This is a genomic window from Tumebacillus amylolyticus (assembly GCF_016722965.1).
GTDB lineage: Bacteria > Bacillota > Bacilli > Tumebacillales > Tumebacillaceae > Tumebacillus > Tumebacillus amylolyticus.
The window spans coordinates 14,952-37,641 of sequence record NZ_JAEQNB010000002.1 but is presented as its reverse complement, the minus strand read 5'-3'; the positions used below and the strand labels follow the sequence as shown (position 1 = coordinate 37,641).

The window sequence follows — 22,690 nt, the reverse complement described above, 5'->3', positions numbered from 1 at the left end:
CATCCGGAGCGGGTGGCTTTTTTCAATCCTCTCGATATTGCACGGGAAATAAATTTTCGACAGGGAGTGATGGCGAGATGACGGAATTCTGGCAGCAGGAAATGGCGAAAACGGTCGATGAATTGGAGACACCGATGGTGCTGGTTCATCGGGCGAAGCTGGAGCAGAACGTACGGGAGATGGCGGAGTTCGCTCGGGAGCATGGCGTCCGCTTGCGACCGCACTTGAAAACGCACAAGACGTGGGAGATTGCCGAACTGCAACTGGCGGCGGGAGCTGTGGGGCTGACGTGTGCGAAGCTCGGGGAAGCAACCGTGTTTCTGGAACGCGGGGCTCGGGATGTGTTGGTGGCGTATCCGTTGGTTGGGCCCAAGATTCGGCGGCTGTTTGAGTTGATGGCGCAGTACCCGCAGGCTGTGTTGCAGACGCTGACGGCGGAGTTGGCGCATGCACAAGCGCTCTCCGAAGCGGCAGTGGCGCAAGGGGTGCAGCTGAAAGTATGGCTCAAGGTGGATTCTGGATTGAAGCGTGTGGGAGTTGAGCCGGGGGAAAGGGCTGCTCAACTTTTTCGAGAGATGGCGCAACTTCCGGGGCTTGACGTGCAAGGGTTCCTGACGCACGCAGGACATGCATACGGCGCCCAAACGCCGGAGCAAGTACGGGCAATCGGCGAGTACGAAGCGCATTGCCTCTTGGAGACGATGGCGTTGGTGCAGAGCCAAGGCGAAATCCAAAGCCAAAAACAGAATGCGTCGTCCCTCGCAGTTTCCGTTGGCTCGACACCGACCGTTCGGATTTCGGGGGCTGTGAGTGGTGTGACGGAGATTCGGCCGGGTAATTATGTGTTCTGCGATGCCACGCAGATTCGACTGGGGGTTGTGCGCCCAGAGCGAGTTTCGTTGCGCGTGCTGAGTCGTGTGGTGTCTCGACCTGCAGGAGATCGGATTGTCATCGATGCGGGAGCCAAGACGCTCGCGTTGGACCGTGGTGCCCACGGCAGCGATGCGTTGCAGGGCTACGGTTTGATCGTCGGGCATGAACACGCCGTCATCGAACGCCTCTCCGAAGAACACGGGGTCGTACGCATCCCAACCGACAGCCACATCCGCGTCGGGGACGTGCTGGAAATTATCCCGAACCACTCCTGCCCCGTCGCCAACCTCACCGACCATCTGACCGTCTTGAACCATGATGGCTCCCTGTCTGTGTGGTCCGTCATTGCACGCGGACAAACCATCTAGTAAACTGGAAAAAACAAGATATCAAAAAAAGCGAGGCAAACGCCATGATCATGATCGACATCTCCCGCGATGCCGTCGAGCGCATCGAGTTCTTGCTTGCCAAGGACGATCGCGACAACCTCGGCGCACGCATCTTCTGCGTCCCCGGCTGAGGCGGCCCCATCTATAAATTGGCTCTGGATGAGCCAAAACCGCGCGATACACAGGTGGAAGAAGAGGGCCTGCTGTTCCTCTTCGACACCAAGACAGCAACCCTCGTCGGCGAACTTGTCATTGATTATGATGAAGCTGACGGTTTCACGATCTACGACGAAGCTGTTCCTCGTTCCGAATGCTGATTTTCAAAATCCGCCACACACTGGGAGTGGATTGCTTTGAAACTGCTCGATACGACTCCGGCGTTTCTCGCGCTGTACGACCGCGAAGAGCCGTTGACGGTGGAGGACTTGGACGTCTATTACGCCCAGTACCCCACACTTTTTGACTCTATCTATTTTAACGGACATTGCCCGCGTACCCCCGAACGACTTCAAGCCACTCTTGAAAAATACCCGACCCATTCCGACCGTCTGCGAAACGTGATCGCACAACTGCCCGCGATCATCGAAGAGTGCGCCGAAACCATTTCCCTCTATCTCGGGGTGGAGTTTGAAATTGACGCAACTCTGCTCGTCGGTGCCTATGGCTCCAACGCGTGGGTCGATACCAGATGTCGTCTCTACTTCGCCGTCGAAAAGCTCTCCGATGACCCGCAACATCTGCGTTCGATCGTGATGCACGAATTGGGTCATGCCTTCCACTTCGTCATGCTTGGCCGTGCCGGTATGGATTGGAGCAAGCTCAAGGATGACGGCTACACTTCGCTCTACTTCGAAGGCATCGCGACCTATTTGACCCAACAGCTCGTCCCCGGTTTGCCGGATTGGGTCTACTACTCCTACGAAGAAGACGGCGAGGAATGGCTGAACTTCTGTCGCTCGCATGAGGCTGAAATCTCGAACCGTTTCCACCAAGACCTCGCGGATTATACGCACGCCTCTCAAATCGAGTGGTTCCGCCTCCGTGGAGGCAGCCATTTCGGCCACAACCGCCTCGGCTACTACTTGGGCACAGAGTTTGTCAAAGCTCTGCGCGAGACTCACGATCTCACCGAGACGATGACGTTTTGGGCACGTGAGGAACTCTCGGCAAAAGTCCTGACATGGCTGGAACCAAAAAGAACGCCCACCGCTTAGTGCGGGGGCGTTTTTTTCATGAGCAGACGGAACGTGGTGCCCTGTTCGGACGACTTGATCAAGAGCAAATCTCCGCCCTGTCCGCGTGCCAACAATCGTGACAACGTGAGGCCGAGTCCAAGGCCGTGACTCCCACGCGGGCGTTCCTGCCCACGATAGAAGCGTTCGAAGATATACAACTGCTCCTCCGGCGGAATGCCGGTTCCGTTGTCCGCCACGTCGAGAAGGACTTGACCGCCCACCGCCTGAGCTGTCAGCCGAATGGTGAGCGGTGTGACGGAGGTTGGACGGGCATGCTTGGAGTTGTTGAGCAGGTTGAGGAGAATCTGGCGCAACGCGCCGGCGTCACCGCTCACCCAAACTGGGGCAGGCGGGAGGTTGCGCTCAAACTGCACGGAAGCAAACGTCGGCAAGACGCTCAATTGCTGGATGACTTCCTCGACGAGCGAGATGAGGTCCACCGTCTCCCGCGAAAACTCCTGAGCGCCCGTCTGGATGGCGGAGACGTGCAGGAGTTGTTCGACCATGCTTTGCAACCGTTTCGACTCATCCAGCGAGATTTGGAGGAATTCCTCCGCTTCTTCGTCGGTGACGACTTTGCTCTGCACCGCTTGGATCATGCCGCGAATGGACGTGAGCGGTGTGCGCAATTCGTGCGAAACCCCCGCGAGGAGGTCGGTGCGCATCTGCTCCAGTTGTTTTAAGCGCGAGGCCATGTCGCGGAAGGAGACGAGGAGTTGTTGCAGCTCTTGCTCCTTGACGCCTTCAGGCAATACGGGGTCGTATCCGCCTTCTGCGATCTGCCGAGCCGCTCGTGCCAATTGGCGCAAGGGTCGGGTCAGTCGTTTGGACAGGAAGTAGATGACGATCCATCCGGCCAGTGCGACACCGACAATCTGGATGACCGCCCACCCGAACTGGCGGTTGACGCGGGGGATGGCGATTTTTTCAGGCAACGTGAGATAGAGCGCATACGTCCGGTCATCGTTCAGAAGGATGGGCGCGCCGACGCGCAACCAATTTTGATCGTTCGTCTCGATTTCTTCCTGAATGACGTTGTTCGCCAACACGGAATCTCGTTTTGTCGATTGCAAACGAACTTCACCGGGGACTGTCGGATTTTTCCCTTTTAAAAAAAGCAGTTCATGGTTGTTGTCGTCGAAAATCTGCACGATGTACCACTCGCTGTGCAAATCGCGGTACGGCTTCAATTTATCAAGCGAACCGCCGGATGCCATCGTCTGTCCCACAGAGTCGGCCAATTGGTTGGCGCGCAAATTCATCATCTCGTACGCTTGGTCGTACGCGTTGCTTTGCAACCAAAGCCCTGCCAACACCACCAAGAACGCGAGACTTCCGACCAACACCAACAGATACCGCCACGTCCAGACGGTCAGAAGCGGCACGGGCTCTGTGCGCTGTCGCCAGAATCTCAGCCAACGACTACGCACGGAGCATATACCCCATGCCGCGGATCGTCACGATCTCTCCTTCTTCGGTCGGCCAGTCGCGCAGGGATTGACGCAGGCGTTTGATCGCCACATCGACCGCTCGATCTCCGCCCTCGTAATCGAAGCCCCACACACGATCCAGCAATTGGTCGCGGGTGAAACTTTGGTTGGGATGGCGGACGAAAAAGGCGAGCAAATCCCAGTCTCTCGGAGCCAGAGCTAACGTTTCGCCGCCCAGCGCAATGGAACGGGCGGTAAAGTCCACCGCCAAACTGCCGATGCGCACTTGGTCGGTTTCCACCAGCGCGGGAGGTCGGCGCAAAACCGCTTGGACTCGAGCGACGACCTCGTCCGGGTCAAAGGGCTTCGGTATGTAATCATCGGCGCCGTTTTGCAACCCGCGCAGGCGGTCGGTGACGTCGCCGCGAGCAGTCAGCATGATCACCGGAGTTGATCCCAACTTGCGAATCTCCTCCAAAACGCCCCACCCGTTGCGTCTGGGCAAATTGATATCGAGCAGCACCAGCGCCGGTCGCAGTTGTCCATACGCAACCAAGGCTTCATCGCCGTCCATCGCCGCTTCCACGAGATAACCTGCTCGGGTCAGATAGGCTTGCAACAAGCGCACGATGGGCTTTTCGTCTTCTACGATTAGAATCGTCTGCATGGCTGTTCCCCTCACACATGAAAGTTCTACCTAGTAGTGTATCAAAAACAGACGGTCTAAGCTGTAGCTACTTGTCCGAAACCTATAGAGATTGAAAAAAAGACCTGCAGACACAGTACCAACACATTGGAAACGTATAATTTAGATAAATAAAAGGTAAACTAACATACTATGGGTATGTCGAATTTTTGGTAGCAAGAGATGGGAGGAACCCCGACGTGTCGATGTTGGACAAAACACTCACGAGACGAACGCAGGGCAGCGATCAGACCTCTCGGGAGCAGACCAAAACCACAGGGCGCTGGAGCGGAATTCTGCGCCGTCTGGTGACGGGAGACGCCTTTTCCTATTTGTCGAGTTTCTATTGGAGTTTTCGATTGCGGGGCAAGCTCGCGATGCCGCTCCCGGTCTTCACACATTGGAAGACCCGCTGGCGATTGGCATCAACCGCGAAATTGATTGTGCGCGATCGGTTGATCGTCGGACGGATGGACACCCAAGTCGGGCAAAACGGCCAAGAAGGCTTGGACCGCAACGTCATCCAAATCGGCGAGGGCGGCGTGATGGAAGTTGACGGTTCGGTCACGTTCGGACCGGGCGTGCGCGTGCTGGTCGGGCCGAACGCCAAATTCAAGATCGGGGATCGTAGTTATATCACCGCCAACTCGAAATTGATTGTCAAATCAGAACTGGAGATTGGCTCGGGCTGTGCGATTTCGTGGGATGTTCAACTCATGGACACCGATTTTCACTATGCCGCCGAAGGTCGTCCCAATACCAAGAAGATCAAGATCGGCAACAACGTTTGGATCGGTTCCCGCGCCACGATTTTAAAAGGCGTCACCATCGGTGACGGTGCCATCATCGCAGCCGGAGCGGTCGTCACCAAGGACGTGGCTCCGCAGCAAGTGGTTGCGGGCAACCCTGCTCGTGTGGTCAAAGAAGCGGTGCGGTGGGTTCCGTAGGTCCGTCGATACTTTGTAAAAAAAGCACGCTTTCGCAAAACGCGAAGGCGTGCTTTTTTTAGAGGAATTTGAGGGTTTCGAAGGAGCTGCCGAGTACGTCCTTGGAAGGGGCATTCAGCCATTTGTCGAGCAGAGTGGAGTAGACGGAGCGAAAATCGACCGTGTACTTGAGGTCGCCGCTGTCGAGTTGGGTGAGGCTTGGCATCTGTCCGTACAGCCCGCCTTTGACTCCTTGCCCGAGCACGAACACCGGGCCTGCCGTTCCGTGGTCGGTGCCGTTGCTGGCGTTCTCTTTCACACGGCGACCGAATTCCGAATAGACGAGCACGGTCACTCGATTGGCCACGCCGCGTTTGACGAGGTCGTCGTAAAAAGCGCCGAGGGCGTTGTCGAACTCCTTGAGGGCGAGGGCGTGCTCGTCCTTTTCGTTGGAGTGATCGTCGAAGCCGTCGAGCATGGTGAAGTACGTGCGCGTCGGAAGTCCGGCTCCGATGAACTGCGCGATCAGTTCGAGGTGATTGCCAAACGCGGAGCCGGCCGGGTAACCGGAGCTGGATGTGGTCAATCTGGGAGCGGATTGGATCTTGTCGGACGCTTTGATGGCGGTCTTGCCCTTGGCGGTGACGAGCGAAAGCAGGGGATCGGGTGTTTTGGTGTACATGTTCGTGAAAGCTTCCAGACGACGCTGTTTGTCGGTGACGGATGCTTTGCGGACGACGAGTTTGAACATGTCGGGGTAGGTGATCATCGGAGCGTCGTTTTTCTTGGCGAGGAACACTTTCGATCCGGCACCGACGGTGAGGGCAGCTACGGGATTTTTGTCAGATGTGGTCGTCAGGTCGAGGTAGCGTCCAAGCCAGCCCGTTTGCACGTCAAGTTTGTCAGGCACGGCCGTCTGCCAGATTTCCATTGAACGAAAATGCGAGCGGTTCGGGTTGGGATAGCCGACTCCGTTGAGGATCGCAAGTTTGCCACCGTCGTAGATTTTTTTCAAGTTGGTGAGGCTCGGGTGGAGGCCGAAGTTTTTGTCGAGGTGCAGGGCGTTTTTTTGCTCGATGGCGAGGGAGGGGCGGTTGTCGTAGTAGACACCTTGGGCGTGCGGGATGACGGTGTTCAGGCCATCGTTGCCACCGGAGAGCTGCACGACGACGAGGATGTTGTCAGGTGTTGCGGCAGAGGCGATTTGGGCAATGTGTTTGTCCCACTCCAAGAGTCCGAGCGGGCCGGTGAGACCGAGAGCGAGGAGGCCGAGGCCCCCTTTGACGACAAAGTCGCGGCGAGTGATGCTCATGGATTTGGACCTCCTCTTAGTGGACTTGGGCTTCCGGTGAGATCAACAAGAGATGCAAGAGGCCGTGCTGGATCGTCTCTTTGTTGGAGAGGCCGGATTTCTTGAGATACGACTCAAGTTCGGCGCGGGTCTGTTGGCTCAGGTCGGAGAGCCCGAGTCGGTCGAGCACATCGTTTAGCAAGGTGGTTGGGGCAAGGGAGGTGTTGATCGGGAAGTCTTTGTCGGTGAGTTTGTCGACGAGGAAATCCACGAAGTTGAAGCGACCGAACAGGGGAGCGGAATTGAGCCACGCGGGACCGCTTTGCCAACCGGATACGTTCGGCGGGTCGAACGGGACCTGCCCCATCTCTTTGAGCAGGGCGTGCGTGGTTTTGTCTTCGACGAGTTTGATCGTTGGGAACAGCGAGAGCATTCCGACGGTGTACTCGACAGGTGAGAGCACCTGCGCGCGATAGGCGAGGTCGGAGTAGAACGCTTCGGAGTTGAAGATCGCTTTGAGCAGGGCTTTGATCTCGTAGCCGCTGTCGATGAACGCTTTGGTGACGAATTTGATCACGGAGGGCTCGGGGTTCGGGTAGGCGAACGCTTTCCAGAGCTTGGTGGCGATGTAGGTGGCGCAAGCGGGCTGGGCGACGATCCAATCTGTGGTTTTGCGTGTATCGAAGGTGTCCGTTTTTCGGAAAATGGTTTTCTTGCCGTCGTCGTGGATGTTGGGGACGTAGACGACTTTACGTTCGGCTTTTTTGACTTGCCAGCCGGTGAGAGCGCGGGCGACTTCTTTGACATCGGTTTCGGTGTAATTGCCAAGGCCGAGCGTGAACAATTCCATCAGCTCGCGGGCGTAGTTTTCGTTGGGGGACTTTTTCATGTTGGTGTTGTTGTCGAGGTAGATCAGCATCGCGGCGTCGACGGTGATGTTGTAGGTGAGTTCGCGGAAATTCCCGAGGGCAAACTTGCGCAGCAGGACGTTTTGCTGCGCGAGGAGGTGGATGTCTCTCACTTTGCGAAACGAGGAAGTGAAATGACCGTGCCAGAACAGGGTCATTTTTTCCTGCAACGGGTTGGGGGTGTGGATCATGGTGTTGAGCCACCATTGGACGAGCACCGACACGTCCGATTTCTCGTTCAGGTTCTCCGGCGGTTTGGGGGCTTGGAGAGGGGCGTTCAAAAGTTTATCGACCACCTGCGGGATCGTAAGCGATGCAAAGGCTGCCATTTGCTTTTTGGTTGCCGTGAATCCGGTGCGGCGCAACAGGTGCTGGATCTTGGCTTCCTTGGTTGCGATCTTCATGGGTTTCATCGTCCTCCGCTCGTAACGCGTCATCCTCTCTATCATATAGCAAAAAAACACACCCCGCACGTAGCGAGGTGTGTTTTTGTTGCGGAGCCTGCTTTGGCTTACACGAATTCCTTCATGGTTTTGGTCAGAAGTTCTTCGGAGAGCGGCAGTTCGTGGTGAACGATCGGCTCTGCTTGGTAGCCCGGGATGAGGTCTTCGTACGCCGGGAGGTTTTCGTTTTGGTACAGGATGCCGGTGACGAGGCCACGGTGTTCCATGACGGTCGCCATCGCTTTGATGCGGTCGGTTTTGTCGTAGCCTTCAACGGTGTCAACGACGGTGATGTTTTCCTTGTACCAGTCGTAGGTGTTGACTTTGTTGTAGGTGACGCACGGCGAGTACACGTTGACGAGGGAGAAGCCCTTGTGGTTGATCGCCGCTTTGATGATTTCGGTCAATTGCTTGATGTCCGAAGAGAAGCCTTGTGCCAGGAAGCCGATGCCAGCAGACAGCGCGACTTGTGCCGGAACGAGTGCGTTCTCGATGTTACCTTCCGGAGTGGACTTCGGGTTCTTGAAGCCGTGTGCGGAAGTCGGGGAGGTTTGACCTTTGGTCAGACCGTAGATGTTGTTGTCCATCACGATGTAGGTGATGTCCATGTTGCGGCGAGCCGCATGCATGAAGTGGTGCAGACCGATCCCGAAGCCGTCGCCGTCGCCGCCGGACGCGATGACAGTGAGGTCGCGGTTTGCCAGCTTAACGCCTTGTGCAACCGGGAGGGAACGACCGTGGATGGTGTGGAAACCGTAGGAGTTGATGTAACCGGAGATACGGCCCGAGCAGCCGATCCCGGAGATAACTGCAGTGGATTCCGGTTCTTTGCCGGTTTCAGCCAGCGCTTTTTGGATCGCAGCTTGGACAGAGAAGTCGCCGCAACCCGGGCACCAGTTCGGGCGAACTTCGTTACGGAAATCTTTTACTGTTGCCACTTTAGTTCAGCTCCTTGACAAAGGAATAGATTTCGGACGGGATGTACGGGTTCCCGTCGTATTTGACTTGCGAAGTCAGGTTGCCTTGAACACCGTTGAAGCGCATGATGTTTTTCAGCTGACCGGTTGCGTTGTTTTCGATGACAACGGTGGTCTTCGCGCGGTCGATGAACGATTGAACGGAAGCGGTCGGGAACGGGTTGAGGACCTTGATGTGCAGGTGGCCGACTTTCTTGCCGTCTGCTTGGAGGCGTTCCTTCGCTTCGTCGATCAGGCCCGCGGTGGAGCCGACGCCGACGAGCAACACGTCGTAGTCTTCATCTCCGTTGAAGGAGTAGGAGTTCGGCAGTTCAACGCCGTCGAACTTGTTGAGACGCTTGTTCATCATCTTGGTACGAATGGTTTTGTCCTCGGTCGGACGGCCCACTTCGGTGTGCTCGACACCGGTTACGTGGTGAATGCCGCCTTTTTGGCCCGGGAATACACGCGGGGAGACCAGAGATTCGGTGAATTCGAAACGTTTGAAGAGTTGGCCGGCCGGTACAGCGTCCAGTTGTTCTTGGGTCGCCAGGTTGCCACGGTCGATGGAGACGCGGGAGAAGTCGAACTTCTCAACGGTTTGGTCGGACATCGACAGCGCGAGGTCGGTCAAGATGATGGTCGGAACTTGGTACTTGTCAGCCCAGTTGAACGCATCAACGGTCATGTAGAAGCATTCTTCTGCGTTGGACGGTGCGACGACGATCTTTTGGATCTCGCCGTGGGTGCCCCACAGAGCTGCGTACATGTCGGATTGTTCATGCTTGGTCGGCATCCCGGTAGACGGACCGCCGCGTTGGGTGTCGAAGATGACGATCGGGGTTTCGGTGATACCTGCGAGACCGATCCCTTCCATCATCAGCGCCAGACCCGGGCCGGAAGTGGACGTACAAACGCGGGAACCGCCGAACGATGCACCGATGGACATGGTGACCGCTGCGATTTCGTCTTCGGTTTGCAGAACGTGGCCGCCGACTTTCGGCAGTTTTTTGATCAGGTATTCCATGATCTCGGAAGCCGGAGTGATCGGGTAGGCCGGCATCAGGCGAACGCCTGCTGCAAGTGCGCCGAAACCGCACGCATCGTTACCGGTCAGGTAGAGACGTTCTACACCGTCGCCCGGAGCCAGGTTGAGGTCCGAGAGTTCGATGCCTTGGTCAATGACGTATTGGAAGCCCGCTTTGAGGGCGTTCATGTTGTTTTGGACGACCGCTTCGCCTTTGCGGAGGAACTTGTCGTTCAGGTAAGACAGGAACGTGTCGGGAGAGAGGCCGAGTACAGCCGCAGTAGCGCCGACAGCTACCATGTTTTTCATGATTGCCGAACCGTTTTCTTCGGCAATTTTGGTGAGCGGAACCGGGAAGAAGCGAACGTTCTTGCCTTCCGGTGCAACCGGGTTGAACTTCGCGTCGGCAATCAGGACGCCGTTGTCACGCAGTTCGTGGCCGTTGAAATCGATCGTTTCTTGGTCGAATGCGATCAAGATGTCGAGATAGTCGGCATTTGCCAGACGAGACTTGGTAGAGATGCGGATCTTGTAGTTGGTATGACCGCCCTTAATACGGGAAGAAAAATGACGATACCCGTAGATGAAGTAACCATGACGGTTCAGGCTGGTTGCCAAGATGTTACCGGTGGAATCGATACCTTCACCTTGTTGGCCCCCAACTTTCCAAGAAAGTTGTTCTAACATGTTTCAGTTCCACTCCTCGTAGACATTAAGTGATAACTCTATATACAACTCGGGTGTGAGGATCGAAAAATTGGATCATTGGCGTCGTAAATCAATTAATGCGGCGCGCAACAAATTGATCGAGGCCACATCCGGCTTGTAAACAAATTCGATGATCTCTTGGCGTCGGGTCATGTGTTGCTCGACTTCACGTCGACGACCCGGCGAACAGATGATCACGTCGAGACTGTGTACGATGTCGGCGATGTCCATCTCCATCTTCTGAGTGAACACGCGAATATCCACACCGTCAAGCCCGGCATTCTTGAGTGCCAGTAATACTTTGCCCGCAAAGTTCTCCGACTTACTCACCAGACCAATTTTTCTGCCCATTGGAATGCGGGCGATCCGGACGATCGTTTCCAATTGCGGGTCGAGCGAGATGGCCAGCACATTTTTACGCGAGCCTAATAATTCTTTAACCTCATCATAATGAAAGAATGTGGTAATGACAAGGTCGGAGGCTACGACGTCCGGCAGATAGCGGTCGGTGTCCTTGCTGAGATCTTCCAGAACCAGCGGTGCGATGGAAACGCCGGAGTCGAATTGCAACTTTTTCGAAAAGTAATCGACTTGCTCGCGGTTGCACTCGATGAACACGACGCGCACTTTGCTGAGAATCTCCAGCTTCTGGCGCGCACGCTCTGTGGCAAACTCGGCGAATTCCTCAAGAGTAAAGCCCAATTGCAGGCCTTCCTCCATCGCGACGTCGATGATTTTGAGCAGCAGTTCCTTCCGATTCTCGATGCGGACGGCGTCGTCGCGGTCACAGACGAACGTGCCACGGCCTTGAACCGAGCTCAGGACGCCCTCAGCCTCTAGTTCTTGGTACGCTTGTGAGACCGTGTTGCGGCTCACCTTGAGCTTTTCAGACAATTCCCGCTCTGTAGGAAGCTTGTCGCCCGTTTTCCAAACGCCTGTTTTGATCTCGGCGAGGACGGCTTCCTTGACTTGTATGTAGAGGGGAATTCCGTTCTTCCGCACAATCGGAAAAGGCATGTGCTCACCTCATCTAATGGATTAATCCATTGGTCCAACAACTTGCTTCGCCAACATTATACACCTACGAACGCTTCACGAAAAGTTCATTTTGCGGAATTGCCATCGATTTGCTATGTTTGGGCTGGGAGGGGTTGATTTTATGGCATTCTTCAGGAAAAAAGTTCTAAATCTCGCGCACCGTGGAGCTTCCGGTTATGCTCCGGAGAACACGATGGAGGCATTTCACGTGGCGGAACAGATGGGAGCCGACGGGTTTGAGTTCGATGTGCAGCTGACGAAAGACGGCGTGCCGGTTGTGATCCACGATGAATTGCTCGACCGCACGACAAATGGACGGGGCTTTGTGTACATGCATACGCTGGACGAGTTGCGGGCCTTGGACGCCGGTTCGTGGTACGACCCGAAGTACAAGGGGGTGCAGATTCCGACGCTGCAAGAAGTGATCGAGACGTTCGGCAACCGGATGGTGTTGAATATCGAATTGAAGAATTCGATTTTTGAGATGCCGGGGTTGGAAGAAAAGACATTGGACCTTATTCGGCGCAACCAAATTGAGAAGTCTGTGGTGGTTTCATCCTTCCATCACGGCTCGATGTTGAAGTTTCATGAACTGGCCCCCGACATCGCGACGGGGTTGTTGTATGACTGCGTGATCGTCGGCGCCGTTCAGTATGCGAAACGCTTGGGGGCGCGGGCGTTGCATCCGTTTTTTGCTACGGTGAAACCGCATCTCGTCGAGGAGGCACATGCTGCGGGTTTGGCTGTGAACGTTTGGACTGTAAACGAAGTGAACCATATGCGGCTCGCGGCGTTGTCCGGGGTCGATGCGATCATCACAAATTACCCGGATCGACTCAAAGAAGTGCTGTCGTCTGTTTCTACTATATAATAGGAAGAGTTTCATGCTTTCAAAGAGACTTCACTCCTCGTTCGCAGTCGCGGGCGAGGTTTTTCGATTGGTCCGAAGTTGTGGCAGACCAATGTGTTGGGTATCATGAAGGGCGGAGGTGGACGACATGCCTTTTCACACCGGTTTGATCGGGAAGTATGACAAACGCTACTATGAAATTTACAAGTCACCCACTCGTTCTGACCTGCGGAAATTGGCGGAGCAGACGGAGCATCCGCAGAAGTGCCGGTTGTTGCTCACAGAGGCGGGGGAGCTCTATGCGTTCAACATCGAGTTGTTGCATAACCTCGCCACCGCCGAGTTGGACGAAGACGGGATCTCGATTGTCTGTTTCTTCAATGAAGATAAGCTGGAGGTCGCCGATGTGGGGAATCTCGAACACGAAGACCTCTGCCGGGCGGTGCAGGAGTCTGCGAAGTCTTTCTTGCAAATAGGCCTTACCGTGGAAACATCGGTCCGCGTCATCCTGAACCAAGGGCTTTGGGGGGACAAGATCTTGACGCTTGGAAATGTTATTGCAGGAAATTGGTGACAAGGGAGGCAAACTGTGATATCATCATTATTTGGAGCATAGAAAATAACTTTGGACGCTCCTTTTTTTCTTTTGCGCTTACATACAACCGAGGTCAAAATGTGGGCACACTAGGACCAGAGTAGGTTTTTATTATAGGAGGAACAAGATCTATGGCAATGTTTGCAGAATTAGGTATTGACAATGATGTACTGCGCTCGCTGGAGGAGATGGGGTTTGAATCCGCAACCCCGATTCAATCGGAGACCATCCCGCTCGCTCTCCAAGGCAACGACGTAATCGGGCAAGCGCAGACAGGTACGGGTAAGACGGCTGCTTTCGTCATCCCGACCCTCTCACGTATTGATAAGAATCGCAACGCAATCCAAGTCCTCATCATCGCACCGACCCGCGAACTCGCGATCCAAGTTGCAGATGAGACGGCGAAACTCGGCAAGTTCTCCCGCGTCAACGTTCTGCCGGTTTACGGCGGGCAACCGATCGACCGTCAGATCAAAGCGCTCAAGCGCAACCCGGAATTCATCATCGGGACGCCGGGCCGTCTGCTCGACCACATCCGTCGCAAAACGATTCGTCTGCAGGACGTCTCCACCGTCATCCTCGACGAAGCGGATGAAATGCTCGACATGGGCTTCCTCGAAGACATCGAAGCGATTCTCGCAGAAGTGCCGAATGAGGAGCGCCAAACCCTGCTGTTCTCCGCTACGATGCCGGACCCGATCCGTCGTCTGGCAGAACGCTTCATGAAATCTCCGCAGATCGTCAAGATCCAACCGCAAGGCGTAACCGCGCCGAAGATTGCACAGATCTACTACGAAGTTGCGGACAAAAACAAAGTCGACGCACTCACCCGTCTCTTGGATGTAGAAGACCCGGAACTCGGCGTTATCTTCTGCCGCACCAAGAAGGGCGTTGACGAACTGCAAAAACTCCTGCAAGCTCGCGGCTACCTCGCATCCGGCTTGCACGGCGACATGACCCAACGCGAACGCGACCAAGTTATGCACCAGTTCCGTCAAGGCACCATCGACCTGCTGATCGCAACCGACGTGGCAGCGCGCGGTCTGGACGTCGAAGGCGTTTCGCACGTTATCAACTACGACATCCCGCAAGACGTGGACTCCTACGTTCACCGCATCGGCCGTACCGGTCGTGCAGGTCGCGAAGGCAAAGCGTTGACGCTCGTAGCTCCGCGCGAGTTCAAACTTCTGCGCATGATCGAGCAAGCCATCGGCAAGCGCATCCACAAATCTCTCCTGCCGACGCTCGCAGAACTGAAAGAACGCCAGCAATCCCGCATCATGGAGCGCGTTCTCAACGGCATGGAAGACGTGGAACCGCAATTCGAGGAACTGGCGAACGAACTGCTCAACCAGCATGATTCCGTTCAAGTCTTGGCTGCAGCTCTGAAGATCATCGGCGAAGACCTCGTCGGCGACCAAGAACTCACCTCGATTGACAAGAGCCTCGAAGAAGTTATCGACTTCTCCAAACGCTTCCGTGAAGCTCGTGACCAACGTCGTACCGAACGTGGCGGCACCGGTGGTGGTGGTGGCTACGGCGGCAACCGTGGTGGCGGCGGCTACGGCAACAAGCGTAGCGGTGGTGGTTATGGCGGCGGTGGCGGCGGCTACCGTGGTCGTGACGGCGAACGTCGCTCCGGCGGCGGTGGTGGCTACGGCGCTCGCAGCGGCGGCGGCGAAGGCGGTGGCTACGCTGGTGGTGGTTCCCGTGGCGGCGAAGGCGGCTACAAGAAGCGCTCCGTCGGCGGCGGCACCGGCTTTGGCAGCAAGGGCGGCGGCTTCAACAAAGATCGCGGTGGCGAAGGCCGTCGTGCATCCGGCGAAGGCGCAGGAGCTAAGACCGGCGCTCCGCGCGGCCCGCGTTTCTAATCTCTAGTCATTCGTACGAAAAAAGTCACGGTTCCACGCCTTGTGGAACCGTGACTTTTTCATTGGCAGTGCTACAATAGAGGAAAGACAACGCAGGGGAGAACCAAACCTATATGAAACGTGGCAAAGGAACCAACTTGATCCTCCTCCTCGTGCTGCTCGTACTCGTGTTCAGCGGCGCGGTGTGGTGGATGACCGAGCAACAATTGGCGCAAAACAAAGGGCAGAAGACAATCAAGACTTATACGCTTCACGAAAGCGTGATCTTGGGCCGCTTCGAGATGGAACTAACCGACCTGAAAAAGAAAACCAAGATCGTCGGCGAAACCAACGAGGTAGACGCGAAAGGGACGTACTACTGCGTCAACCTCTCGATGCGCAATCTCGACGCAAATCCGCAGCCGATCAACCTCTCGCAATTCAAAGTCGTGCTCGCAGACGGAGGTTTCCTCGCCGCAGACAACACGGCAAGTCTGCTGGCGAACCCGACCGGACATGCGTTTTTCCTCCGCAATGCGAATGGCAAGGAAACGGTCACCGGCACGCTGGTGTTCGACGTCCCGCCTACGAATTCTACAGTGCGTGTGCAAGCGACCTCCGCTGACGGCACGCAGGCTGTCAACTTCGACCTCAAGTAAAAAGAAGCCCTCCTCTGCCACGGCAGGGGAGGGCTTTTTTTATCGCATGAGGGCAAATGGTTTGAGATCCACAGACGTTTCCGTCCCTGTCAGCAACTCGCGCATGACTTTGCCTGTGATTGCGGACAGCAACACCCCGTTGCGGAAGTGACCGGTTGCGAGGTACAGTCCCGGCACGCCGGGTACGTCGCCCAAAACCGGCAGTCCGTCGCGGGAACCCGGTCTGAGCCCGGCGATCGGCTCGGCAAACGGGAGCGATGCGAGAGACGGCATGAGATGTACCGCTTGGGTGGAAAGTTTGGCAAGCGACCCGAGATTCGGGCGGGTGTCGAAGCCGCTCGCTTCTTCCGTTGCGCCGACGTACACTTGTCCGTTGCGCTTGGGCAGAATGTAACAGCCGTGGGTGAAGATCGTATACGGTGTCGGCGGGGCGTAGGAGTCGAGCAGAAAGGACTGGCCTTTCACCGGGAAGACCGGGATGTCGAGTCCAAGACCCTGTCCGAGCAATCCGGTCCATGCTCCCGTTGCCAACACGACGCGGTTGGCGCGGATCACGCCGTCCTGGGTCTGAACGCCGACGACCGCTCCGTTCTCCGTCAAGAAACTCGTCATCGCCGTATGCTCCAGGAATTTGGCACCGAGAGCCTTTGCAGAGGCGACGAGTGCGAGGAGCAAGGCGTTGTTGCGGACTTGGTGGTCGTCGGGGATGTAGAGCGCCCCATAGGTCGTGCCTACGATGTTGTCGCCGAGAATGTTTCGGAGGTCTTCGTCTTCGTACCATTCGGCGCGTTGACCCGCTTCTCGTTGCCAGATTTGACGGGCGAGCAGTTCTTGGCGATCTTCTTCATCCACGGCAACGCGAAAAATTCCCGGCGTCTGCAATTCCATGTCCAAGCCGCTGATCTCCAGCAACTTCTCACGCAGGTTGGAAAAAAGCGCCCGCGACGCGACTCCTAATTCAAACATCGGGCCAGGATTCATCATCTCCACTTGCGCTCCGAGCATCCCCGCTCCGGCACGGGTGGATTGAGAACCGAGGTTGTCTTTGTCGATCAAGAGAGTTTGCACGCCGGCTTCGGCGAGTTCATAGGCGATCGATGCGCCGATGACGCCGCCGCCGACGATGAGGACGTCCGTTTCGAGAACGTTCGTTCGTGTGCCGCCGTTCATCGGGAAACGCCTCCGCTGAGGTTGGACAGAGCGGACAGCGTGCCAAGCGCTGCAGCGGTGGGGAGCGCTTTTTTCGGGCGGTGAATGCTTGCGTCCATGACTTGACGCAATTGACGTGCGGCACGCTCCGGTTCTTCGTCGGCCATGACGGCTCCGATGACGGCGATGCCTGCGACGCCTGTGGACAGCACTTCTTCGAGGTTGTCCTTGGTAATTCCGCCGATGGCGAGCACGGGGATGTGTACCGCCTCGACGACTTGGCGCAGAGATTCAACGCCGCGCGGCGGCAGTCCCGGTTTGGAGTTCGTGGCGAAAATGTGGCCGTAGGTAATGTAGCTGGCTCCTTTGGCCTCGGCTTCCACCGCTTCTTCGACAGAGTGAACGGAGCAGCCGACGAGTTGGTTCGGTTGCATGAGCGGACGAGCCGAAGCGATCGGCAGGCTTTTGGCGGCGAGATGAACGCCCTGTGCTTGAACGGCGAGGGCGACATCGACGCGGTCGTTGATCAAAAGTCCGGCTCCCGCTTCCCGGATCGCCGGGGAGATCGCTTGAGCCAGTGTATACAAATCCAGAGCAGGTGCCGACTTGTAGCGCAACTGAATCACATCAGCCCCGCCGCGCACCGCTCCGTCTACAATTTCGTACAGTTCGTTGGCATGACGCTTGCCATCGGTGATCACATGAAGTTGAAATCTTGCTTCGGACACACAAATTCCTTCTCTCTACTGGGATTCGGTCCAAGAGGCCACCGTTCCATTTTACGATGCGCACCAATCCACCTGTCCCATGCGGAAACTTCCAAACAAAATCCTAACAGTGACTGATAGTCTTGTCAAAGCGAAGGCTGGGATTTTTGAAGAAATAAATGTAATATGATGGTATGAGTAAAAGTTTACGCATCTATACATAGAACGTGTGTTGAATCACTCCTCAAGGAGGTAGCGCTACATGTCCAAACTGATTTGCTTAGATCCCGGCCACGGCGGGTACGATCCGGGTGCCGCTGCGAATGGGACACGTGAAAAAGACATCACCCTACACATCGCTCGGCAACTGCGCGATTTGCTTATCCAAACAGGGTTTGAAGTTGTGATGACGCGAGAAACGGACACCTCGCCCGGCGGGAAAACGGAAGTCAACGCCGACCTCAACGAGCGCTGTCGAATTGCCAATGCGGCGGGGGCCGATGTGTTCCTCTCGATTCACGTCAATGCTGGAGGTGGGCATGGCGCAGAACTGTACACGAACGGCGACGGAGGTCCGATTGCACCGCTTGCGAAAAACATCGTGAAAAACGTCTCCGCCATCTGCGGCTTCCACGGGCAGGCAGTCCGCGACGGCGGTTCGAACGGGACGGGGTTCTGCGTGATCGTCGGAACGAAAATGGACGCGATGCTTCTCGAAATCGGCTTCATCGACACCGACGACCTGCCCAAAATTCAAGCCAACCTCGAGGAGTTCGCACCGTTGATCGCCCGTGCCTTCTGGGATTTTTACGGGGTTCCCCTCCCGACGGCGGGCAAGTCCAGCCTTGAGAAAACGTCTGCAGAGGAAGCTCTCGTACATATCTCGGCGTTCTACAACTATGCCCGCCTCGAAGACCAAATCGCGCTCAATCGTGCCGCCAACGCCATTCGGGCAGGGGCGGGACTTGCGATCACCACCGACCTCGGCAAACCCTGCCAAGAAGCCGCTCGCCGTGTGGAAACGCTTCTCCAAGCGACATGGCCGCTGACGGATGATCAAAACTTGCAGGCTTGCTACTCCGCGGGTGCTCAGAAGATGCGCGAAGATCAGAAGTAGGAGAGAAGCAAGGGGAGCCCTCGGAGTGAAAACGAGGGCTTTTTTTGTTACAATATATGTTGGAGTCAAATGCCCGTCTAGAGGAGGAAACACCTATGTTTATCACCGACACTCATCGCAGCCAGATTCGCGGCTCCTTGACGCTGATGGAGAAGCAATTCAATGTCTTGCAACGTCTGGCCGACCATACGGAGGAACAATTTCTCACCGACACCATCTTGCAAGCTGCCGGCGAACGGGCTTTGCACCTCGCGCTCGAATGTTTGGTCGACATCGGCAACGTCATCATCGACGCTTTGATCATGCGCGACCCGGCGAGCTATGAGGACATTTTTGAAATCCTCACCGAAGAAAACGTATTCACCCGCGACTTCTACGACCACTTCATCGACGCCGTGCGCTTCCGCAAATTGCTGGCACACGAGTACCAAAAACTCGAAGCACCCGCTGTTTGGAACACGGTGAAAAAACACGCGGGCGACTTCCCGACGATTCGCGATTCGATCTCCACCTACGTCAAACTGGGGTGAGAGCTGACATGTCGAACGGCATTGTTGTCAACCAACTGACCAAGCAATTCAAAGTCCACGAACGCGAGGCAGGACTTCGTGGCGCGCTGCATTCGCTGATCAAGCGATCGTTTCGCACTGTAACCGCTGTGGACAACATCTCGTTTGCCATCGAACCGGGCGAGATCGTCGGATTTCTTGGCCCAAACGGTGCCGGGAAGACCACGACGATGAAGATGTTGAGCGGCCTGCTTCATCCCTCCGACGGCACCGTGGACGTTGGCGGCTACATACCTTTTGAACAGAAGGATGCGTTCAAGAAGCGCATCACCCTCGTCATGGGCCAGAAATCCCAACTGATCTGGGACATTCCGGCCAGCGAGACTTTTTTGATCAACCAAGCGATCTACGAGATTCCCGACGCTCAGTACAGAGAAACGGTCGGAGAACTCACCGAACTCTTGGAGCTCGAACCGCTTTTGCGCAAGCCTGTCCGCACGCTTTCGCTCGGTGAGCGGATGAAATGCGAATTGGCTGCCTCGCTTTTGCATCGTCCGGAGATCATCTTCCTCGATGAGCCGACCATCGGGTTGGACGTCAACATGCAGGAGACCGTCCGCCGTTTTATCAAAGCGTACAACGAGCGGTTCAACGCCACGATTTTGCTGACGTCGCACTACATGGCGGATGTCACGGCCCTTTGCAAGCGCGTCATCATCATCAACCACGGACGAATTCTCTTCGACGGCGATCTCAACCAACTCGTCTCCACACACGCACCGTTCAAAGTGGCGAAACTGGTCTTCTCAACACCCGTTGAGAAAAAAGACCTCGACCGCTACGGCGAGGTCTTGCAGTACGAATACCCGCAAGCCTCCATCCAGATCCCGCGCACGGAGGTCTCCGAGCAAGCGTCGAGGATGCTCGCCGACTTGCCGGTGCAAGACTTCACCATCGAAGACCCGCCGATGGAAGACGTAATCGGGATGGCGTTTGCCGCCAAGGAGGGCGCGTAAACAGATGCGCAAACTCACCAAGCTCTGGCGTGTCTACATACAATGGATGAAAATCCACTGGGCGATTCTGCTCGAGTATCGGGGCGATACGTTTTTCTATATGCTGGGCGGGTTCATCTCGCCGATTGTCACGCTCGCGGTTTGGATGACCGTTTCGGGCGGCGGTACGATCGGGAGCTATGACCGGCGCGATTTTATTCTGTATTTTTTGAGCATCATGTTCGTCTCGCGGCTGACCGCGTCGTGGGATGCTTGGGAAATCGAAGTGCACATCCGGGAGGGCACGCTGTCCGGGTATCTGCTAAGGCCATCGTCGTATCTGCATTATCGAATCGCGGAGAATCTGGTGTACAAGCTGTTCTACGGTGTGGTGATGGTCGTCGCTTGGGTCATCGCATGGCCGTTTACGGATGTCGTTCATATCTCGCTGGCTCCGGCCAACGTGGTAACGATTCTACTTGCCATCTTGCTCGCTTGTGCGACCCGTTACTTGCTCTACTACAACTTAGGGCTGCTTGGTTTTTGGACGACGCGCACGAGTGCGATCATCGGTTTTGTCGAAGCGCTGTCCATGTTCCTCTCCGGGCGAATTGCACCGTACGCCCTCTTGCCCGATTGGGTAAAAGCGTCGCAGAGCTTCACGCCTTTTTACTGGAACTTGGGCTTTCCGGTTGACCTGATGACGGGGAAACTCAGCGGGTCTGCGGTGTGGCAGGGTCTCGGCGTGCAAGCGATCTGGCTAGTGATCTTCATCGTCGTCTACAAACTGCTGTGGGGACAGGGCTTACGCAAACACAGCGCGGTCGGAGGGTAACGATGAAAAAAATACGACGTTATGCACGCCTGCTGTTCACGATGGTACGACTGGCAATCTCCGAAGAGAGATGGAGTATTGCTACGGCAAAAAATGAGGTGCAGAAAAGGACCACGTCGGAGTAGGCGTGGTCTTTTTCTGGATACAGACCTCGTACAAGTAGGAGAAATACAATACTTTAACTCTTAGGATTGTTATATAGTATGTTGCGTTACCTGTGGATTATATAACAAAGTTATGGAATAATATAGCTAACCAAAAACGGTTTGTATAGGTCGGGGGGGAAGATTTTGGGAAGCGTTTATATTGAAATGTTTCCAGCCTCTTATGGAGACAGTTTTCTCATATCGTGTGGGGATAGTAATAGAACCAATCTTTTGATTGATTCCGGCTTCAAATCAACTTATGACGATTATATTCGAGATCGATTGCTACAGCTCAGCAACAATGGCGAACGCTTGGCCTTACTCGTAATTACTCATATAGATGCCGACCACTTATCGGGAGCATTGGCGCTATTAAAGGAAAATGAGCACTCATCTGCACCAAAGATCATCCCGATAGACAAAGTTTGGCATAACAGCTTTAGACATCTTCAGTGGGAGAAGGATTCTTCTCCCCTTGAGCTTGAAGTTAGAGAAAAAAAAGCGCTAGAGGAGGTCGCTGCACAGGGGTACCCAGATGAACTTAAAAAAGAGGAAGACAAGCAGAAACCGATCAGTGCTAAACAAGGCTCCTCTCTCGCGAGTTTAATACTTCAGGGAGGTTATTCGTGGAACGTTGATTTTGCTGGACAAGCAGCATGTGTGGAGAATCAACGCGAAATTGAATTTAGTAGTGACGTGAAACTGATCTTGCTTTCCCCAACGCTTAACAAGCTTAAAAATCTAGAGGAATATTGGAAGAAAGCACTATACAACCTTGGATATAAGAAGAAAATCACCGACGATGCTGTTTTCGATGATGCATTTGAATTTCTTGTATCTAGGGAAAAAGCGCCTGCTGTATTAAATGTGGAAAAAAACATTTCTTTTTCCAAAATTAGCTTGGAGAAACTGGTAAAGGAGCAATTCACTGAGGACACAAGTGCTACTAATGGAAGTTCCATCTCATTTGTAATGCAATATATGGATAAAAGGATTCTGTTTCTGGGTGATTCTCATCCATCTGTCATAGAGCAGGAACTCAGGACTCTTTACGGTGAAGGACCGATCTGGTTTGACGCGGTGAAAATCTCTCATCATGGGTCAAGCGGTAACACAAGCCCTGCTTTACTTCAATTGATTGATTCTGCTAACTTTTTTGTGTCCACAAACGGAATGAGGTTCAAGCATCCTGAGTTGGTTACACTTGCTCGTATTGTGTGCAGAGAAAGCGAAGTGAAGCGAAACCTGATCTTTAATTACGAAACCCCTGCCTCGGTTTATATGGATGATGAACAGCGGAAAGAAAAATACAACTACGAAGTTCGGATTTTATCAGAAGGACAAATGATCGAAATTTAAGGAGGTTTAT

At 55.1% G+C, this 22,690-nt stretch carries 21 protein-coding genes and 1 pseudogene; 13 read left to right on the top strand and 9 right to left on the bottom strand.

The annotated features are described in order from the left end of the window. Positions 1-77: 77 nt before the first annotated feature. The 3 genes from JJB07_RS07055 (at position 78) to JJB07_RS07045 (ending at position 2,476) form a co-directional block, all read left to right on the top strand. On the top strand, positions 78-1,241 hold the full coding sequence (locus JJB07_RS07055) for an alanine racemase (protein ID WP_201632865.1): 1,164 nt from the start codon (positions 78-80) through the stop codon (positions 1,239-1,241). A gap of 170 nt (positions 1,242-1,411) precedes the next feature. Further along, the gene (locus tag JJB07_RS07050) at positions 1,412-1,579 is read left to right on the top strand and encodes a hypothetical protein (RefSeq protein ID WP_201632863.1); all 168 of its coding nucleotides are present in this window, start codon (positions 1,412-1,414) and stop codon (positions 1,577-1,579) included. Positions 1,580-1,615: 36 nt separating this feature from the next. Further along, a complete protein-coding gene (locus tag JJB07_RS07045) occupies positions 1,616-2,476 on the top strand; it encodes an aminopeptidase (protein ID WP_201632862.1) in 861 nt (286 codons plus the stop codon). Here the strand turns inward: JJB07_RS07045 and JJB07_RS07040 are convergent. Beyond that, positions 2,473-3,927: an ATP-binding protein gene (locus tag JJB07_RS07040; RefSeq protein WP_201632859.1), complete on the bottom strand. Its 1,455-nt coding sequence runs from the start codon at positions 3,925-3,927 to the stop codon at positions 2,473-2,475. The genes JJB07_RS07045 and JJB07_RS07040 overlap by 4 nt on opposite strands. After that, positions 3,920-4,594, bottom strand: coding sequence for a response regulator transcription factor (locus JJB07_RS07035; protein ID WP_201632856.1), 675 nt, complete (start codon positions 4,592-4,594; stop codon positions 3,920-3,922). The genes JJB07_RS07040 and JJB07_RS07035 overlap by 8 nt, the downstream gene beginning before the upstream one ends. 788 nt (positions 4,595-5,382) lie before the next feature. Between JJB07_RS07035 and JJB07_RS24495 the strand changes: the two are divergent. After that, positions 5,383-5,559 (top strand): annotated as a pseudogene (locus tag JJB07_RS24495) (DapH/DapD/GlmU-related protein); the annotation flags it as partial. Between the two features lie 58 nt (positions 5,560-5,617). Here JJB07_RS24495 and JJB07_RS07025 read toward each other — a convergent pair. The 5 genes from JJB07_RS07025 to JJB07_RS07005 all read right to left on the bottom strand — a co-directional run bounded on the left by JJB07_RS07025 (position 5,618) and on the right by JJB07_RS07005 (position 11,888). Next, positions 5,618-6,850, bottom strand: coding sequence for a DUF1501 domain-containing protein (locus tag JJB07_RS07025; RefSeq protein ID WP_201632853.1), 1,233 nt, complete (start codon positions 6,848-6,850; stop codon positions 5,618-5,620). Positions 6,851-6,866: 16 nt separating this feature from the next. Further along, a complete protein-coding gene (locus tag JJB07_RS07020; RefSeq protein WP_201632851.1) occupies positions 6,867-8,141 on the bottom strand; it encodes a DUF1800 domain-containing protein in 1,275 nt (424 codons plus the stop codon). Positions 8,142-8,248: 107 nt separating this feature from the next. Next, complete coding sequence (locus JJB07_RS07015) at positions 8,249-9,118, bottom strand: thiamine pyrophosphate-dependent enzyme (RefSeq protein ID WP_201632850.1); 870 nt, start codon at positions 9,116-9,118, stop codon at positions 8,249-8,251. Between the two features lies 1 nt (position 9,119). Further along, a complete protein-coding gene (locus JJB07_RS07010; protein WP_201632848.1) occupies positions 9,120-10,850 on the bottom strand; it encodes a 2-oxoacid:acceptor oxidoreductase subunit alpha in 1,731 nt (576 codons plus the stop codon). A gap of 75 nt (positions 10,851-10,925) precedes the next feature. Next, positions 10,926-11,888, bottom strand: a complete 963-nt coding sequence (locus JJB07_RS07005) for a GntR family transcriptional regulator (RefSeq protein WP_201632846.1) — start codon at positions 11,886-11,888, stop codon at positions 10,926-10,928. 142 nt (positions 11,889-12,030) lie between these two features. Here JJB07_RS07005 and JJB07_RS07000 point away from each other — a divergent pair, with 142 nt between their 5' ends. The 4 genes from JJB07_RS07000 (at position 12,031) to JJB07_RS06985 (ending at position 15,863) form a co-directional block, all read left to right on the top strand. Further along, positions 12,031-12,780: a glycerophosphodiester phosphodiesterase gene (locus JJB07_RS07000; protein WP_201632844.1), complete on the top strand. Its 750-nt coding sequence runs from the start codon at positions 12,031-12,033 to the stop codon at positions 12,778-12,780. Positions 12,781-12,907: 127 nt separating this feature from the next. Then, positions 12,908-13,333 (top strand): hypothetical protein, encoded by a 426-nt coding sequence (locus tag JJB07_RS06995; RefSeq protein ID WP_201632841.1) that lies wholly within the window; start codon positions 12,908-12,910, stop codon positions 13,331-13,333. Positions 13,334-13,485: 152 nt separating this feature from the next. Then, positions 13,486-15,225, top strand: coding sequence for a DEAD/DEAH box helicase (locus JJB07_RS06990; protein ID WP_201632838.1), 1,740 nt, complete (start codon positions 13,486-13,488; stop codon positions 15,223-15,225). A gap of 113 nt (positions 15,226-15,338) precedes the next feature. Further along, entirely contained in the window at positions 15,339-15,863 is a 525-nt protein-coding gene (locus JJB07_RS06985; protein WP_201632835.1) for a DUF4352 domain-containing protein, read from the top strand. Between the two features lie 39 nt (positions 15,864-15,902). Here JJB07_RS06985 and thiO read toward each other — a convergent pair whose 3' ends face one another. Together thiO and thiE are read right to left on the bottom strand one after the other, a co-directional pair. After that, complete coding sequence (gene thiO / locus JJB07_RS06980; protein WP_201632832.1) at positions 15,903-17,033, bottom strand: glycine oxidase ThiO; 1,131 nt, start codon at positions 17,031-17,033, stop codon at positions 15,903-15,905. Further along, positions 17,030-17,740, bottom strand: coding sequence for a thiamine phosphate synthase (thiE, locus tag JJB07_RS06975; RefSeq protein ID WP_201632828.1), 711 nt, complete (start codon positions 17,738-17,740; stop codon positions 17,030-17,032). Before thiE ends, thiO begins: the two co-directional genes overlap by 4 nt. Before the next feature lie 241 nt (positions 17,741-17,981). Between thiE and JJB07_RS06970 the strand changes: the two genes are divergently transcribed. From JJB07_RS06970 to avs1a, 5 genes are all read left to right on the top strand, one after another. Continuing rightward, positions 17,982-18,836, top strand: coding sequence for an N-acetylmuramoyl-L-alanine amidase family protein (locus JJB07_RS06970; protein ID WP_201632825.1), 855 nt, complete (start codon positions 17,982-17,984; stop codon positions 18,834-18,836). Between the two features lie 95 nt (positions 18,837-18,931). Beyond that, positions 18,932-19,366, top strand: coding sequence for a type VII toxin-antitoxin system HepT family RNase toxin (gene hepT / locus JJB07_RS06965; RefSeq protein ID WP_201632822.1), 435 nt, complete (start codon positions 18,932-18,934; stop codon positions 19,364-19,366). Between the two features lie 8 nt (positions 19,367-19,374). Beyond that, on the top strand, positions 19,375-20,361 hold the full coding sequence (locus JJB07_RS06960) for an ABC transporter ATP-binding protein (RefSeq protein WP_201632819.1): 987 nt from the start codon (positions 19,375-19,377) through the stop codon (positions 20,359-20,361). Positions 20,362-20,365: 4 nt separating this feature from the next. Continuing rightward, complete coding sequence (locus JJB07_RS06955; protein WP_201632816.1) at positions 20,366-21,175, top strand: ABC transporter permease; 810 nt, start codon at positions 20,366-20,368, stop codon at positions 21,173-21,175. Positions 21,176-21,465: 290 nt separating this feature from the next. Beyond that, on the top strand, positions 21,466-22,680 hold the full coding sequence (gene avs1a / locus JJB07_RS06950; RefSeq protein WP_201632813.1) for an AVAST type 1 anti-phage system MBL fold metallo-hydrolase Avs1a: 1,215 nt from the start codon (positions 21,466-21,468) through the stop codon (positions 22,678-22,680). Positions 22,681-22,690: the final 10 nt, after the last annotated feature.

Bases quoted from the DNA above. Each gene is read 5' to 3' on its own strand.
- JJB07_RS06995 (WP_201632841.1), top strand. From the start codon at position 12,908: ATGCCTTTTCACACCGGTTTGATCGGGAAGTATGACAAACGCTACTAT.
- JJB07_RS07000 (WP_201632844.1), top strand. From the start codon at position 12,031: ATGGCATTCTTCAGGAAAAAAGTTCTAAATCTCGCGCACCGTGGAGCT.
- hepT (WP_201632822.1), top strand. From the start codon at position 18,932: ATGTTTATCACCGACACTCATCGCAGCCAGATTCGCGGCTCCTTGACG.
- JJB07_RS06985 (WP_201632835.1), top strand. From the start codon at position 15,339: ATGAAACGTGGCAAAGGAACCAACTTGATCCTCCTCCTCGTGCTGCTC.
- JJB07_RS06955 (WP_201632816.1), top strand. From the start codon at position 20,366: ATGCGCAAACTCACCAAGCTCTGGCGTGTCTACATACAATGGATGAAA.
- JJB07_RS07020 (WP_201632851.1), bottom strand. From the start codon at position 8,141: ATGAAGATCGCAACCAAGGAAGCCAAGATCCAGCACCTGTTGCGCCGC.
- JJB07_RS07055 (WP_201632865.1), top strand. From the start codon at position 78: ATGACGGAATTCTGGCAGCAGGAAATGGCGAAAACGGTCGATGAATTG.
- JJB07_RS07025 (WP_201632853.1), bottom strand. From the start codon at position 6,850: ATGAGCATCACTCGCCGCGACTTTGTCGTCAAAGGGGGCCTCGGCCTC.
- JJB07_RS06990 (WP_201632838.1), top strand. From the start codon at position 13,486: ATGGCAATGTTTGCAGAATTAGGTATTGACAATGATGTACTGCGCTCG.
- JJB07_RS06970 (WP_201632825.1), top strand. From the start codon at position 17,982: ATGTCCAAACTGATTTGCTTAGATCCCGGCCACGGCGGGTACGATCCG.
- thiO (WP_201632832.1), bottom strand. From the start codon at position 17,033: ATGAACGGCGGCACACGAACGAACGTTCTCGAAACGGACGTCCTCATC.
- JJB07_RS06960 (WP_201632819.1), top strand. From the start codon at position 19,375: ATGTCGAACGGCATTGTTGTCAACCAACTGACCAAGCAATTCAAAGTC.
- JJB07_RS07035 (WP_201632856.1), bottom strand. From the start codon at position 4,594: ATGCAGACGATTCTAATCGTAGAAGACGAAAAGCCCATCGTGCGCTTG.
- JJB07_RS07005 (WP_201632846.1), bottom strand. From the start codon at position 11,888: ATGCCTTTTCCGATTGTGCGGAAGAACGGAATTCCCCTCTACATACAA.
- JJB07_RS07010 (WP_201632848.1), bottom strand. From the start codon at position 10,850: ATGTTAGAACAACTTTCTTGGAAAGTTGGGGGCCAACAAGGTGAAGGT.